Below are 14,564 nucleotides of genomic sequence, written 5' to 3'. Positions count from 1 at the left end.
GCCACCTGTCCGGTCTATCCTTTGACAGCTCCGGCGGTGAGGCCGGAGACGATGTAGCGCTGGACCAGTTGGAAGACCAGCACCGTGGGAATGGCGGTGAGCAGGGTGCCCGCCGCGAAGATGCCGAAGTTGTTGTTCCGCTCCCCGGCCACCAGACCGAACATGCCGACCGCGAGGGTCTTGGACTCGCTGTCGGTCAGGAAGACGTTCGCCATCAGGAACTCGTTGATGGTGCCGATGAAGGCGAGCAGGCCGGTCACCGCCAGGATCGGCGCCACCAGCGGCAGCATGATCCGGAAGAAGACCTGGGCGTGCGTGGCGCCGTCCATCGTGGCCGACTCGTCCAGCTCCCGGGGGAGCGTGTCGAAGAAGCCCTTCATCAGCCAGGTGTTCACGCCGAGCGCGCCGCCCAGGTAGAGCAGCAGCAGGCCCCACGGCGTGTTGAAGCCGATCGCCGGCCACAGGTCGGTGATCGTGGTGAAGATCAGGAAGATCGCCACGATCGCCAGGAACTGCGGGAACATCTGGATCAGCAGGAGCGACAGCAGCCCGACGCGCCGCCCGGAGAACCGCATCCGCGAGAAGGCGTACGCCGCCAGCGCCGACAGGAAGACCGACGCGAACGAGGCCACCCCGGCGATCAGCAGCGAGTTGACGAACCACCACCCGAACGCGGTGCGGTCGAACAGGTCCACGAAGTTGTCGAAGGACGCGCCGGTCGGCACCAGCTCGGTCGAGGAGAGCGTGCCGAGCGGGTTGAGCGCGGCCGAGAGCACGAACAGGATCGGGAAGAGGCTGAACGCGACCGCCAGCACGCCGACGAGATGGCGCCAGCCGACCCGGGCGAACCACCGGTTGCGGCCCCGGCCCGCGTTGCGGTTGGCGGCCGGGGCGGCGCCGGTGCCGCCGCCCGCGACCGAAGTGCCGTGCAGCGAGGTCACGAGTACACCTCCTCCTGCTTGCGGGTGCGCCGGAAGCTCACCGCCGAGACCACCGCGACGATGGTGAAGATGAAGATCGACACCGCGGCCGCCAGGCCGAACTGGGCTCCCTGGGCGCCGAAGGCCAGCCGGTAGGTGTACGTGATGAGCAGGTCGGTCGCCCCCGCGGTCGGGTTGTCCGCCGGGAAGGGGCCGCCCTCGGTGGTCAGGTAGATCGCGTTGAAGTTGTTGAAGTTGTACGCGAACGACGCGATCAGCAGCGGGGAGAGCGCGACCAGCAGCAGCGGCAGGGTGACCGACCGGAACGACTGCCAGGGCGACGCGCCGTCCACCGACGTCGCCTCGGTCAACTCCTTCGGGATGGCCTGCAACGCGCCCGTGGCGACCAGGAACATGTACGGGTAGCCCAGCCAGAGCTGCACCAGGATCACCGCGATCCGGGCCGACCACTCCTGGCCGAACCAGTCCACCCCGATCCCGAACAGGTTGTTGATCAGGCCGAAGTCCGTGTTGAACATGTCCCGCCAGACCAGCAGCATCGCGAAGGACGGCATGGCGTACGGCAGGATCAGCAGGACCCGGTAGAGGTTGGTGCCCCGCATCCGGGGCGAGTGCAGCGCCAGGGCGATGAACATCCCCAGCAGGAACGTGCCGCCGGTCGAGCCGATCGCGAAGGCGAAGTTCCACAGCAGGGTGCCGAAGAACGGCCCGGAGATGGCCGGGTCGGTGAGCACCCGGGAGAAGTTCTTGAGCCCGACGGTGACCTTCCAGCCCTGGGCCAGCCGCTCGCCGTCGGCGGCGACGAAGGCGCCGGTCTCCTCGTCCGCCGTCCAGGTCCGGCCGGTCTCGGTGTCCCTGATGCAGTCGCAGCCGGCGTCGTACGCCCGGACCGCCTTGCCCTCGTAGGCGCGGGACAGGCCGGCGGAGCGCACCGCGCCCCCGGAGGTCGGCACCACCAGGTCGGTGATCTCCTGGCTGCGCGCGCTGGCCTGACCGAAGTTGAGCACGGTGTAGCCCTCGGCGGCGGTGACCTTGCCGCCGGGCGCGACGGTGACCTGGGCGGCGTCGAGCTGGCGCAGCCCCCCGCTGTCGCCGGCCGAGACCACGCCGGTGGCCGGGTCGGAGACCAGGAAGACGAGCGGCCCGGTCGCCGGGTCGCCCTTGGTGGCGACCGACAGGGCGTACTCGGTGGAGCCGGGCACCTGCTTGACCGAGGCGGTCTGGATGGCGACGACGGCCTCGTCCTTGGTGCCGCGGTGACCGTCGCCGAAGTTCGTGAAGGCGGTGCTCGCCGTGTAGAGCACCGGGACCACCTGGAACGCGATCAGGAAGAGCGTGCCGGGGACCAGGTACTTCGCCGGGATGTGCCGCCGGGTCAGGTAGAGGTAGAACAGCCCGGCGGTGGTGGCGGCCAGGACTGCCAGCCCGATCCACTTCTCCGCCTCGACGAGCGGGAAGGCCGCCCAGATCGCGATCCCGGCGGTCAGGCCGAGCAGGATCACCTTGACGAGCAGACCGGTCGCGGTGATCGGCGCGTGGTGCCGCGCGGTGCGGGACGGGCGCGGGAGCCCGGAGCCGACGGGCTCCCGGCCCGGGTCCTGTGTGGCAGGTCCCGGGCCGGACAGCGACGTGCTCATTACTTGATCTGGCCGGAGATGGTCTTGCCGGCCGCGGTGATCGTCTTGGTCGGGTCGGCGCCGCCGATGATGGCGGCCTCGGCCTTACCGAACGGGTCCCAGATGGTGGCCATGGCGGGGATCGCCGGGAGCACCTGACCGTTCTTGCCGGCCTCCTGGAACTTGGCCAGGTCCGGGTCGGTGCCCTTGACCTGGTCCAGCGCGGCGGTCAGCGCCGGCGGGCGGGGCTCGGCGTTGTAGAGCGCCACGGCCAGCTCGGGGGTGGTGACGTGGTTGGCCACGAACTCCTGGGCCAGGGCCTTGTTCTTGCCCTTCGACGCCACGTAGAACGCCTGGACACCCACGAACGGCTGGGCCTCCTTGCCACCGGCGAAGCCGGGGACCGGGGAGATGTCGTACTTGATGTTGGCCTTCTTGGCGTCCGCGATCGCCCACGGGCCGGAGACCAGGAAGGCGCACTTCTTGCCGGTGAAGGTGGCGATCGAGTTCTCGCCGGTGATCGAGCGCTTCAGCGCGCCCTCGCCCTTCTCACCGAGCGCGGCGATCTTCTTGAACGCCTCGATCGACTCCGGCTTGCCGACGCCCAGGTCCTTCGGGTCGTAGTCGCCGTTGGCGGCGGTGCCGAAGAGGTACCCGCCACCGGAGGTGTAGAGCGGGTAGATGTGGTACGCGTCGCCGTTCTGGCCGGACTGGAGGCAGAGGATCTCGCTGGCCTTCTTCTCGGCCTTGAGCTTCTTGCCGGCGGCGACCAGGTCCTCGATCGTCTTCGGCGCCTCGGGGGCCAGTTCGGTGTTGCGGATCAGCGCCAGGTTCTCCATGGCGTAGGGCACGCCGTAGAGCTGGCCGTTGAAGGTCACGGCCTTGACGGCGGTCTCGTTGAAGCCGCTCTTCTGCTCGGCGGCGAGCTGCACCGGGTCGATGGCGCCGTTCTGGACGAGGTTGCCGATCCAGTCGTGCGCGCCGACCACGACGTCCGGGCCGCTGCCCTGCTGCGAGGCGGTGACGAAGTTGGTCTGGAGGTCCTTGGAGACGGCCTGGACCTCGACCGTGACGCCGTTCTCCTGGCCGAACTTCTCGGCGAACGGCTTGAGGGCGGCGGTGCGCTTGTCGTCGGCCCAGATCACCAGCTTGCCGCCGGCGGCGGCCTTGGTGGATTCCTTCGCGGCCGGCTCGTCGCTGCTGTCGCTGCCGCAGCCGGAGGCGGCGAGCGCCAGGCCGAGGACGGCGACCACACCCGCGGTACGGATGCGCATCGGTACTCCTGTCGTCATGGCGGCCCCCGGGGGAAGGGCGACCCGCCAGTGGAAACCTCTGTAAATTTCTTGCCAAACCGGCGCCCGATGTGCTGCGCCGCTGCTCTCGCGTGTTGCGGGGACGTTAGCAAGGGGTTTCAGAGAATGGAAGGGCTTGCAGGAGTGTACGCAAGATCTTGCTCGTGAGCTAAAGTGCGGGCCATGCGCGCTCGACTGTCCGACATCGCCCAGCAGGCCGAAGTCAGCGAGGCCACGGTGTCGCGGGTGCTCAACGACCGCCCGGGCGTGGCCCCCGAGACCCGGCAGGCCGTCCTGACCGCTCTCGACGTGCTCGGCTACGAGCGCCCCGCCCGGCTACGCAAGCGCAGCGCCGGCCTGGTGGGCCTGGTGGTGCCCGAACTGGACAACCCGATCTTCCCCGCCTTCGCCCAGGTGATCGAGTCGACGCTGGCGCAGAGCGGGTTCACCCCGGTGCTGTGCACCCAGACGCCGGGCGGAGTCACCGAGGACGAGTACGTCGAGATGCTGCTGGACCGGCAGGTCTCCGGGATCGTCTTCGTCTCCGGCCTGCACGCCGACACCGCCGCCAACCACGACAGGTACCGCGCCCTGATCGCCCGTCCGCTGCCCATCGTGATGATCAACGGGTACGCGCCGGGCATCCCCGCCCCCTTCGTCTCCTGCGACGACGGCGAGGCCACCGAACTGGCCGTGGCCCACCTGGTGGCGCTCGGGCACCGCCGCATCGGCCTGATCACCGGCCCGGACCGGTTCGTGCCGGTGCAGCGGCGGGTGGCCGGCTTCCGGGCCGCGATGGGCCGGCTGGCCGGCGCGGCCGAGGCGGACCTCGGCGAGCTGGCTGAGCTCTCCCTGTTCGGTGTGGAGGGTGGCGAGGCGGCCGCCGCGCGACTGCTGGACCGGGGCGTCACCGGCATCGTCTGCGGCTCGGACCTGATGGCGCTCGGCGCGATCCGGGCCGCCCGGCAGCGCGGCCTGTCCGTGCCGACCGACCTCTCGGTGGTCGGCTACGACGACTCCCCGCTGATGGCCTTCACGGACCCGCCGCTGACCACCATGCGCCAGCCGGTGGCCGCGATGGCGGTCGCCGCCGTCCGGGCCCTGGTCGACGAGATCAACGGGCACGCCGCCCCGCACTCGGAGTACGTGTTCCGGCCCGAGCTGGTGGTGCGCGGCTCCACCGCGGTCGCCCCGGCCGGCGGCGGCACCCCGGGCCGCCAGCGCCCCGCGCCGCCCGCGCTCGCCGTCCCCGCCTGACCGTCCACCTCGGCTGCCGCCCACCCGGGACCGGGCGGACCGGCCGTGGGCGTTCGCCCGGCGTGACCGGGGCATCCCTTGCGCAAGAAATGCTTGACTCTTGCAGCACCGGGCGGCATCCTGCTCAGACCGCGCCTTCCACCCGCACCGCGCCGGGTGTGCTGTCCCGCGCGTCACAGAACGGGGAACCGCCTCCGATGACCGTCAGCAACCCCACGCCGCTGACCTCCGACGACGACTGGTGGCGTTCCGCGGTCGTCTACCAGGTCTACGTCCGCAGCTTCGCCGACTCCAACGGCGACGGGATCGGCGACCTGCAGGGCATCCGCGAACGCCTGCCGTACCTGCGCGACCTCGGCGTGGACGCGCTCTGGCTGACCCCCTTCTACACCTCCCCGATGGTCGACGGCGGCTACGACGTCGCCGACTACCGCGACGTCGACCCGATGTTCGGCACCCTCGCCGACTTCGACGCGATGATCACCGACGCGCACGCGCTCGGCCTGCGGATCATCGTCGACCTGGTGCCCAACCACACGTCCGACCGGCACCCGTGGTTCCAGGCCGCCCTGGCCGCCGGCCCGGGCTCCGCCGAGCGCGAGCGGTACCTCTTCGCCGACGGCAGGGGCGCGGACGGCGAGCTGCCCCCGAACGACTGGGAGAGCATCTTCGGCGGCCCCGCCTGGACGCGGGTGGACGACGGCCAGTGGTACCTGCACCTGTTCGACCCGGCGCAGCCGGACCTGAACTGGCGCCACCCGGAGGTCCGCGCCGAGTTCGAGGACATCCTGCGCTTCTGGCTGGACCGTGGCGTGGACGGCTTCCGGGTCGACGTGGCGCACGGCATGATCAAGGCCGAGGGCCTGCCCGACGTCGGCTTCAGCACGATGACCACGGGGCAGCGCCAGGTGGAGCTGCTCGGCAAGGGTCGGCTCCCCTACTTCGACCAGGACGAGGTGCACGAGATCTACCGCGCCTGGCGGCCGATCCTGGACAGCTACCCCGGCGGCCGCATGGCCGTCGCCGAGGCGTGGGCCGAGACCCCGCAGCGGCTGGCCCGATACATCGGCCCCGACGAGCTGCACCAGGCGTTCAGCTTCGACTTCCTCGACGCGACGTGGTCGGCCGAATCGTTCCGCAAGGTGATCGACACCGCGCTCGCCGAGTCGACCATCGTCGGCGCGCCGACGACCTGGGTGCTGTCGAACCACGACAAGCAGCGGCACGTCACCCGATACGGCGACGGCGCCGAGGGGCTGCGCCGGGCGCGGGCCGCCACCCTGCTGATGCTCGCCCTGCCCGGCTGTGCCTACGTCTACCAGGGCGAGGAGCTGGGCCTGCCGGAGGTGCTCGACCTGCCGGACGAACTGCGCCAGGACCCGGCGTTCCTGCGCACCGGCGAGAGCCGGGACGGCTGCCGGGTGCCGATCCCGTGGAGCGGCGAGCTGGCCCCGTACGGCTTCGGGCCGGAGGGCAGCGAGCTGAGCTGGCTGCCGGCCCCGACGACCTGGCGCGCCCTCTCGGTCGCCGCCCAGGCCGGCGTGCCCGGCTCGACGCTGGAGCTCTACCGCACCGCCCTGCGGATCCGCCACGCGCACCCGGCGCTGGCCGCCGACGCGGGCGGGGTCACCTGGCTGGAGACCGGGCCGGGTGTGCTCGCCTTCAGCCGCGCCGCCGGCGACACCGTGCTGACCTGCGTGGTCAACATCAGCGGTGCCCCGGCCCTGATCGACGGGTACGGCGAGCCGATCGCCGCCAGCGAGGCGCTCACCGGCCAGGGCACGGGTCACCTGCTCCCGGTCGACGCGGCTGCCTGGTTCGAACGGCGCTGAGCGGGTAACCCGTCATCGACCTGGTCGTCCGTTGTGCCCCGCGCCGACGGGCGGCTGGGCCACCGACCCCTTGTGGTGGGGGGTGAGATGGCGCCGGCGCCTCGTGGAGTCCGCTCCGCGGGGCGCCGGCGTCCATCCCGGACAGGTGTCGCCCCCGGCCCGCCCGGGTACGACGAACCCATGGTGGTTCGTGTCACGCAGTACACCCTCGACGTCGTCGATCTCGACCTGATGGCCGGCTTCTGGTCGGCCGCCCTCGGCTACACGGTCCACGCCGGCGGTGACGGCAGCGCGAAGCTCTGGCCCTCGGACGACCGGGCTGGTGCGCCGACGGTCTGGCTCCAGGGCTCCGGCACCCCGAAGCCCGGCAAGAACCGGCTGCACCTGGACCTCGTCGCCGACGGTGACCCGGCCGACGAGGTCCGCCGACTGATCGGGCTCGGCGCCCGGCGCGCCGACGTGGGACAGCGCGGCGACGAGGGTTTCGAGGTGCTGGCCGACCCGGAGGGCAACGAGTTCTGCGTGCTGCACCGGCCGCCGCGCCGCCCCTGACCGCCCGCCGCCTCGTCACCGCCGCGAGCCCGTCCCCGCCGCCGGTCGGCTCAGGCGGCGCCGCCGGTCGGCTCAGGCGGCGCCGCCGGTGAGCTTCGCGGCGATGCGGGCGAAGCCGGCCCGCAGCTCGGCCTCGCTGGGCGGGGCGAGCGGCTCGGTGCGGTGCTCCTCCGCAGCCGCCGCCTCGAACTCCTCGTCGATGGTGTCCTCGAAGTCGCCGTAGAGGTCGGCCTCCTCGATCCGCGCCGACTCGTCCTCGGCGGCGACCTGCGCGGCGGCGATCTCGCCCCGGATCTCCTCCGCCGACACCGCCGGCAGCAGCGGCTCGACCACCGCCATCAGCTGCTCCTCGGCGACCACCGCCTCGGCCAGCGCGAGGGCGTGCGGTCGCTCGTAGGGGCCGCAGACCACCGGCTCCCACTCGTCGGCCTCGCCGAGCGGACCGAAGGTGATGATCCACGGCAGGCCGAGCATCGGGGAGTCTTCCGGCAGGTCCAGTGTCACGAGTGCGCCCACGCGCCCATCATCGTCCGTCCCCCCGGAAGCCCGGGTGGCATTCGGCCCAATCGCCGTCCCCGTGACGGTCGGATCCTCGTCCGCGCGGCCACCCGCCTCCGCCGTCGCGCCGTCAGCCCGGCCGCGCCGCGTCCAGGGCCGCGCGGACGAGGGCGAGCGCCGCCGACGGCGACACCCCCAACCGGGCGGCCTCGGCGGCGTAGTCGGCTGCCACCCGCTGCAACCGGTCCAGCGCATCATCGCGGCCGGGTGCGACGAAAGTGCCGTGCCGGCCCCGGGTCTCCAGCAGGCCGGCCGCCTCCAGCTCCCGGTAGGCCCGGGCCACCGTGTTGACCGCCAGCCCGAGGTCCGCCGCGAACTGCCGCACCGTCGGCAGCCGGGTGCCGACCGCCAGCCGGCCCGTCCCGATCAGCTCCGCGAGCTGCCCGCGCACCTGCTCGTACGGCGGCACCGCCGAGCCCGGGTCCACCGAGATCCGCACGCCCGCTCCCCCGTTCATCCGGCCCCGCCGGGGGCGCCGGGATCCGTGTCCGCGTCGAGGTCGGCCGGCGGCGGGCCCTCCGCCAGGTCCACCACCCGGCCGCGCCGGCTCGTCGCGGCGAGCGCCGCGCCGAAGAGCACCAGCTGGTTGAGCAGGTAGAGGTAGAGCAGCAGCCCCACCGCGCCCGCCACCACCGTGTACGCCGGATTACGCTCGGTGCGCACGACGTAGTAGCGCCCGACGGTGTTCAGCAGCGTGATGCCGACCGCGACGAGCAGCACCACCGGGCGCAGCCGGACCCGGCTCATCCGCAGCCGCGGCACCGCCACCAGCAGCAGGGTGGCCAGCACCGCGTTGACCAGCACGCTGAGCACCGCGCTGACCGTGGTCAGGCCGACCGAGCCGGTGCTGCGCAGCAGGAAGCGCAGCAGCGACTCCAGCGCGTCCACCGCCGCCACCGAGACGCCGAGCAGCACGAAGACGACGAGCAGCACGCCCAGGTCGACCAGGCGGCGCACCACCAGGTTGCCGGGCTGCTGGTTGAGCCCGTACATCAACCGCTGCGAGGAGCGGATGGCCTCCACCCAGCCGATGCCGGTCAGGACGAGGATGATCAGGCCGACCACCCCGACCGTGCCGCTGCTCTCGGCGATCTGCACCGGGTCGAGGAACGGCAGGTTCTCCCGCAGGAAGCCGGCGGCGGCGGCGCTGACCTCGTCGTTGTCCTCCAGGATGGCCCCGAAGATCGAGTACGCGACCAGCGCGAGCGCGAACACCGCGAAGAAGCCGTAGTAGGCGATCGCGGCGGCCAGCCGCCCGCCCAGCACCTCGGCGTAGAGCACGCCGGCCCGCCACAGGTGGTCGACGGCACCGGACCGGCGGCGCGCGGCGCTGATCCGGCGGTCGACGCCCGCCTCGATGCGGCCCCACACGTTCACGCCGTCATCCTCGCCGATCTATCGCCGTCACGGGGGCAACCTGCCGCCGGCCCTCGCCAGCCCGGCGCGTCGCCCGGTCGGCGTCGTCGCCCCGGCCGCCCCGGCGCACCGGCGGACGGGGTCAGCCGCCCAGCCGGAAGTCCCGGCGCGGCTGCCACCGGGTCTGCCCGCTGTGCGAGAAGAGGGTGAACGCCTCCACCTCGAACATCGCGGAGAAGTCGGCCAGGTCCTCGTACGCCTTGTCCAGCGCCTCCGGCGCGACGTCCTGCGCGACGGTGACGTGCGGGTGGTACGGGAAGCGCGCCTCGCGACGCAGCTCCGGGGCGGCGCTGATCGCGGCGGCGAGCAGCTCGCACTCGCTGATCCCGGCGGCCACCGCCACGAAGACCACCTGGGTCACCGGCCGGAACGTGCCGGTGCCCCGCAGGTGCAGCGTGAACGGCAGGTGGGCGGCGGCGACCGCGGTGAGGTGCCGCTCCACCGCCGGCAGCGTCGCCACCGGGATCTCGGTCGGCCCGAGCAGGGTCACGTGCGCGGGCACGACCTGGGGGTCGCCGGCCTCGACCCGGCGTCGGGTGAGCGTGCCGCCCCACGGCTCCGGGATGTCCACCGCGATGCCGATCTGGATGGTGTCACCGGCGTCCGGCGCCCCGTCCCTGCGATCCACGCTCCGCGCCATCCCTCCGGCCACCGACCTGTCCACCCTCACCCCGTCGCGCCGCGGCGCTACTCGCCGCGCACCGGCGGGAAGAAGCCCACCCGCTCGTACGCGGCCCGCAGCGTCGCCGCGGCGACCACGCGGGCCTTCTCCGCGCCGGCGGCGAGCAGCTTGTCCAGCTGCGCCGGGTCGTCGAGGTAGGTCCGGGTGCGCTCCTGGATCGGCGTGACGAACTCCCGCACCACCTCGGCGAGGTCCTTCTTCAGGTCGCCGTAGCCCTTGCCGGCGTACGCGGCCACCAGGTCGTCGATGCTCCGCCCGGTCAGGGCGGAGTAGATGGTGAGCAGGTTGGAGACGCCCGGCTTGGTCTCGGCGTCGAAGACGATCTCCCGGCCGGTGTCGGTGACCGCCGAGCGGATCTTCTTGGCCGAGCGGGCCGGGTCCTCCAACAGGTCGATGATGCCGGCGGGCGAGGACGACGACTTCGACATCTTCGCCGTCGGGTCCTGCAGGTCGGTGATCTTCGCGGTGTCCTTGACGATGTGCGGCGCGGGCACGGTGAAGGTCTGCCCGAACAGCGAGTTGAACCGCTGGGCCAGGTCGCGGGAGAGTTCCAGGTGCTGGCGCTGGTCCTCGCCCACCGGCACGGCGTGGGCCTGGTAGAGCAGGATGTCGGCGGCCTGGAGGATCGGGTAGGTGAACAGGCCGACGCTGGCCCGCTCGCCGCCCTGCTTCTGCGACTTGTCCTTGAACTGGGTCATCCGGCTCGCCTCGCCGAACCCGGTGATGCAGCCCAGGACCCAGGCGAGCATCGGGTGCTCGGGCACCTGCGACTGCACGAACAGCGTGCTGCGCTCCGGGTCGAGACCCACGGCGAACAACTGCGCGGCGGCCAGCCGGGAACGCTGCGTGAGCACCTTCGGGTCGTGGCCGGCGGTGATCGCGTGCAGGTCGACCACGCAGTAGTAGGCGTCGTGGGTGTCCTGCAGGGCCACCCAGTGCCGCACCGCGCCCAGGTAGTTGCCGAGGTGGAACGAGTCGGCCGTCGGCTGGATGCCGGAGAAGACGCGGGGGCGGGCGGGAACGTCGGACATGCCGGCAATTCTGTCAGCAACGCCTGGCGTACGTCATGACGGGCCGGCGGGTCGGCTCGGACCCACCGGTGCCGGGGCGGTGACCTCGCGCCGGGGTTCCGGCACGCGCACGGCGGCGACGGTGAGCCGGGCCACGCGGCGACCCTCCAGCGTGTGTACCCGCAGCAGCCAGCCGCCGGGCGGGTCGTCGGCTGCCGGGCCGCCGGCGCCGGCCGGGCCGCCGGCCACCGGCACCTCGTCGCCGGCGACCGGGAGCCGGCCGAGCGCCGCCATCACGAAGCCGCCCACCGTCTCGTACGGCCCCGGGGGCAGGGTCACCCCGGTGCGCTCGGCGAAGTCGGCGAGGTTGAGCCGGCCGTCCACCACGGCGGGCAGGCCGGCGTGCACCGGGTCGGGGGCGGTGTCGTACTCGTCGTGGATCTCCCCGATCAGCTCCTCGATCAGGTCCTCCAGGGTGACGATGCCGGCGGTGCCGCCGTACTCGTCGACCACCACGGCGAGGTGGTGGCGCTCCCGGCGCATCTCGCTGAGCGCGGCGAGCACCCGCTTGCTGCCGGGCAGCCGCTTCACCTCCCGGGTCAGCTCGCCGACGGTGGTGCAGGGGTCAAGGTCGGGGCGCAGCAGCACGTCGCGCAGGTGCACGAAGCCGACCACGTCGTCGTGGGTGCCGTCGACGACCGGGTAGCGGGTGTGCGTCTCGGCCCGGACCAGCCGCTCCGCCTCGGCGATGGTCAGCCGGGCGGAGAGGAAGACCACCTCGGTGCGGGGCATCATCACCTCGCGGACCAGGCTCGCGCCGGCGACCAGCACCTCGTCGATGATCCGGCGCTCGACCGGGTCGAGCAGGGTGTTGGCGGCGACCAGGTCGCGCAGCTCCGCCTCGCTGATCCGCTCCCGACCGGCCGCGGGGCTGGCGCCGAGCAGGGCCGTCACCGCGCGGGTGGCGCCGTCGGCGGCGCGGACCACGATCCGGGCGACGGCCCGGGCCAGCGGGCCCGGCTCGCGGCGCGGTCGCGTCCGGGCGCGTCGACGCGGCCCGGGACCACCCGCTTCCCGCATGACAGTGATGGTAGACAGCGCCGGGCCGCCGGGTGCGCCATGTTCGCCTCTGTTCGAACATGGGGGTTCATGGTGGAATGGCGGGGACGTCGATGGAGCGCGGAAGCACGGCGACCGGCCGTAGGGTGATCACGACATGGCCGCGACGCGGCGGCCGGGCGGGAGGAGACCGACGTGAAACTGCTCGTCACCGGCGGCGCCGGCTTCATCGGCAGCGTGGTGACCCGGATGCTGCTCGACGCCGGCCACCAGGTGGTCGTCCTCGACGACCTGCGCACCGGCCACCGGGAGGCGCTCGCCCCCGACGCCACCCACGTCGACGCCGGCCTCCACGACGCCGCCCGGGTGCTCACCCCGGAGGCGGGCTTCGACGGGGTGCTGCACTTCGCCGCCCTCATCGCCGCCGGCGAGTCGATGGTGAAGCCGGAGCTCTACTGGCACACCAACACCGTCGGCTCGCTCGCCCTGATCGACGCCGTCCGGGCCGCACGCGTGCCCCGGCTGGTCTTCTCCTCCACCGCCGCCGTCTACGGCAACCCCACCGAGCTGCCGATCCCGGAGACCGCGGTCAAGGCCCCCACCAACACCTACGGGGCCACCAAGCTCGCCGTCGACATGGCACTCACCTCCGAGGCGGTCGCGCACGGCCTGGCCGCCGTATCGCTGCGCTACTTCAACGTGGCCGGGGCGCACCTCGACGGCGACGTCGCGCTCGGCGAGCGGCACGACCCGGAGACCCACCTGATCCCGATCGCGCTCGAGGTGGCCGCCGGGCGCCGGGAGAAGCTCCAGCTCTTCGGCGACGACTACCCCACCGTCGACGGCACCTGCGTGCGCGACTACATCCACGTCGCCGACCTGGCCCGCGCCCACCTGCTCGCGCTCGGCGCGGCGACCGCCGGCCAGCACCGGATCTACAACCTGGGCAACGGCAACGGCTTCACCAACCGCCAGGTCGTCGACGTGGTCCGCGAGGTCACCGGGCACCCGGTGCCCGTCGAGGTGGCCCCACGCCGCGAGGGCGACCCCGCCGAGCTGGTCGCCTCGTCCGCGCTGGCCCGCGAGGAGCTGGGCTGGGTGCCGCAGAAGCCGACCCTGCACGACATGGTGGGCGACGCCTGGGCCTTCTACCGCACGCACCTCGTGGCGCCGCGGTGACCGACGACGTCGCGGCCCGCGCCACCGCCGGCTTCCGTTCGGCGTACGCCGAGCCGCCCGCCGGCCGCTGGGCGGCTCCCGGCCGGGCCAACCTGATCGGCGAGCACACCGACTACAACGACGGCTTCGTGCTGCCCTTCGCCCTGCCGCTGCGTACGGTGGCCGCCGCCGCGCCGCGGCCCGGCGAGCGCTGGACGGTCTGGTCCGAGCTGTCCGGCGAGACGATCGCCTTCGGTGCCGACGAGGTCGCCGGGCCGGGCCGGGTCACCGGCTGGGGCGCGTACGTGGCCGGGGTGGTCTGGGCCCTGCGGGAGGCGGGACACGCCGTGCCCGGCGCCCGGCTGGCGATCGCCTCCGACGTGCCGCTGGGCTCGGGGCTCTCCTCCTCGGCGGCGCTGGAGGCCGCCGTGCTGGCCGCCCTGGTCGACCTGGGCGGGCTGGACCTGCCCGCCGACCGGCAGCCCCGGCTGGCCCAGCGCGCCGAGAACGGCTACGTCGGCGCGCCGACCGGGATCATGGACCAGTCGGCGGCGATCCGCTGCCGCGCCGGGCACGCGCTCTTCCTGGACTGCCGCGACGAGTCCGTCGAGCACATCCCGTTCGACCTGGACGCGGCCGGCCTGGCCGTGCTGGTGGTCGACAGCCGGGCCCCGCACCGGCACGCCGACGGCGAGTACGTCGCCCGCCGCAGGTCCTGCGAGGCGGCGGCCGGGCTGCTCGGCGTCGCGGCCCTGCGGGACGTCCCCACCGACGGGCTGGCCGACGCGCTGGCCCGGCTCGACGACGCCGAGACCCGCCGCCGGGTGCGGCACGTGGTGACCGAGGACCAGCGTGTCCTCGACACCGTCGCCCTGCTGCGCGCCGGCAAGGTACGCGAGATCGGCCCGCTGCTGACCGCCTCGCACGCCTCGATGCGCGACGACTTCGAGATCACGGTGCCGGAGGTCGACACGGCGGTCGAGGCGGCCCTGTCGGCCGGCGCCCTGGGGGCACGGATGACCGGCGGCGGCTTCGGCGGCTGCGTCCTCGCCCTGGTCGACGCGGAGCGCGCCGACGCGGTCGCCGCCGCCGTCACGGCCGCGTACGCCGAACGCGGCTTCGCCGCGCCCGGCCACGTCACCGTCCTGCCCGGGCCGGGAGCGACCCGGCTGGACTGACTGCGCGGCTCGA

14 protein-coding genes are annotated in these 14,564 nt (G+C 73.1%); 5 read left to right on the top strand and 9 right to left on the bottom strand.

The window, feature by feature from the left end:
• Nucleotides 1-14 precede the first annotated feature (14 nt).
• Genes ABT006_RS31250 through ABT006_RS31240 form a run of 3 tightly spaced genes read right to left on the bottom strand, consistent with a single transcriptional unit; the run spans nt 15 to nt 3,831 of the window.
• Nucleotides 15-932, bottom strand: a complete 918-nt coding sequence (locus ABT006_RS31250; RefSeq protein ID WP_502891043.1) for a sugar ABC transporter permease — start codon at nt 930-932, stop codon at nt 15-17.
• A 5-nt stretch (nt 933-937) separates the two neighbouring features.
• Nucleotides 938-2,578: an ABC transporter permease subunit gene (locus ABT006_RS31245; protein WP_350712068.1), complete on the bottom strand. Its 1,641-nt coding sequence runs from the start codon at nt 2,576-2,578 to the stop codon at nt 938-940.
• The gene (locus ABT006_RS31240; RefSeq protein WP_350712067.1) at nt 2,578-3,831 is read right to left on the bottom strand and encodes a sugar ABC transporter substrate-binding protein; all 1,254 of its coding nucleotides are present in this window, start codon (nt 3,829-3,831) and stop codon (nt 2,578-2,580) included. Before ABT006_RS31240 ends, ABT006_RS31245 begins: the two co-directional genes overlap by 1 nt.
• A gap of 201 nt (nt 3,832-4,032) precedes the next feature.
• On the opposite strand from ABT006_RS31240, the gene ABT006_RS31235 reads away from it, so the two are divergent.
• The 3 genes from ABT006_RS31235 to ABT006_RS31225 all read left to right on the top strand — a co-directional run bounded on the left by ABT006_RS31235 (nt 4,033) and on the right by ABT006_RS31225 (nt 7,490).
• Nucleotides 4,033-5,106, top strand: coding sequence for a LacI family DNA-binding transcriptional regulator (locus ABT006_RS31235; RefSeq protein ID WP_350712066.1), 1,074 nt, complete (start codon nt 4,033-4,035; stop codon nt 5,104-5,106).
• A gap of 197 nt (nt 5,107-5,303) precedes the next feature.
• A complete protein-coding gene (locus tag ABT006_RS31230) occupies nt 5,304-6,938 on the top strand; it encodes a glycoside hydrolase family 13 protein (RefSeq protein WP_350712065.1) in 1,635 nt (544 codons plus the stop codon).
• 180 nt (nt 6,939-7,118) lie between these two features.
• Nucleotides 7,119-7,490 carry a VOC family protein gene (locus ABT006_RS31225; protein WP_350712064.1) on the top strand — a complete coding sequence of 124 codons (372 nt, stop codon included), beginning with the start codon at nt 7,119-7,121 and terminating at the stop codon, nt 7,488-7,490.
• A 72-nt stretch (nt 7,491-7,562) separates the two neighbouring features.
• On the opposite strand, the gene ABT006_RS31220 is transcribed toward ABT006_RS31225, so the two are convergent.
• From ABT006_RS31220 to ABT006_RS31195, 6 genes are all read right to left on the bottom strand, one after another.
• Nucleotides 7,563-8,006, bottom strand: coding sequence for a hypothetical protein (locus tag ABT006_RS31220; RefSeq protein ID WP_350712063.1), 444 nt, complete (start codon nt 8,004-8,006; stop codon nt 7,563-7,565).
• Between the two features lie 112 nt (nt 8,007-8,118).
• Nucleotides 8,119-8,487, bottom strand: coding sequence for a GntR family transcriptional regulator (locus ABT006_RS31215; RefSeq protein ID WP_466021927.1), 369 nt, complete (start codon nt 8,485-8,487; stop codon nt 8,119-8,121).
• Nucleotides 8,488-8,501: 14 nt separating this feature from the next.
• Nucleotides 8,502-9,425: a YihY/virulence factor BrkB family protein gene (locus tag ABT006_RS31210; RefSeq protein ID WP_350712061.1), complete on the bottom strand. Its 924-nt coding sequence runs from the start codon at nt 9,423-9,425 to the stop codon at nt 8,502-8,504.
• A gap of 121 nt (nt 9,426-9,546) precedes the next feature.
• Entirely contained in the window at nt 9,547-10,104 is a 558-nt protein-coding gene (locus tag ABT006_RS31205; protein WP_350712090.1) for a 2'-5' RNA ligase family protein, read from the bottom strand.
• A gap of 47 nt (nt 10,105-10,151) precedes the next feature.
• On the bottom strand, nt 10,152-11,177 hold the full coding sequence (trpS, locus tag ABT006_RS31200) for a tryptophan--tRNA ligase (RefSeq protein ID WP_350712060.1): 1,026 nt from the start codon (nt 11,175-11,177) through the stop codon (nt 10,152-10,154).
• Nucleotides 11,178-11,210: 33 nt separating this feature from the next.
• Complete coding sequence (locus tag ABT006_RS31195) at nt 11,211-12,236, bottom strand: hemolysin family protein (protein ID WP_350712059.1); 1,026 nt, start codon at nt 12,234-12,236, stop codon at nt 11,211-11,213.
• 174 nt (nt 12,237-12,410) lie between these two features.
• Here ABT006_RS31195 and galE point away from each other — a divergent pair, with 174 nt between their 5' ends.
• Complete coding sequence (galE, locus tag ABT006_RS31190) at nt 12,411-13,394, top strand: UDP-glucose 4-epimerase GalE (RefSeq protein ID WP_350712058.1); 984 nt, start codon at nt 12,411-12,413, stop codon at nt 13,392-13,394.
• Complete coding sequence (gene galK, locus ABT006_RS31185) at nt 13,391-14,551, top strand: galactokinase (RefSeq protein WP_350712057.1); 1,161 nt, start codon at nt 13,391-13,393, stop codon at nt 14,549-14,551. Before galE ends, galK begins: the two co-directional genes overlap by 4 nt.
• The last annotated feature ends 13 nt before the right edge of the window (nt 14,552-14,564 follow it).

This window comes from Micromonospora sp. NPDC002717, assembly GCF_040295705.1.
GTDB lineage: Bacteria > Actinomycetota > Actinomycetes > Mycobacteriales > Micromonosporaceae > Micromonospora.
This window is presented reverse-complemented; position numbering and strand designations above follow the sequence as displayed.

Coding starts and splice junctions, on each gene's coding strand:
- ABT006_RS31245 (WP_350712068.1), bottom strand. CDS start 2,578: ATGAGCACGTCGCTGTCCGGCCCGGGACCTGCCACACAGGACCCGGGC.
- ABT006_RS31240 (WP_350712067.1), bottom strand. CDS start 3,831: ATGCGCATCCGTACCGCGGGTGTGGTCGCCGTCCTCGGCCTGGCGCTC.
- ABT006_RS31235 (WP_350712066.1), top strand. CDS start 4,033: ATGCGCGCTCGACTGTCCGACATCGCCCAGCAGGCCGAAGTCAGCGAG.
- ABT006_RS31230 (WP_350712065.1), top strand. CDS start 5,304: ATGACCGTCAGCAACCCCACGCCGCTGACCTCCGACGACGACTGGTGG.
- ABT006_RS31195 (WP_350712059.1), bottom strand. CDS start 12,236: ATGCGGGAAGCGGGTGGTCCCGGGCCGCGTCGACGCGCCCGGACGCGA.
- trpS (WP_350712060.1), bottom strand. CDS start 11,177: ATGTCCGACGTTCCCGCCCGCCCCCGCGTCTTCTCCGGCATCCAGCCG.
- ABT006_RS31205 (WP_350712090.1), bottom strand. CDS start 10,104: ATGGCGCGGAGCGTGGATCGCAGGGACGGGGCGCCGGACGCCGGTGAC.
- ABT006_RS31225 (WP_350712064.1), top strand. CDS start 7,119: ATGGTGGTTCGTGTCACGCAGTACACCCTCGACGTCGTCGATCTCGAC.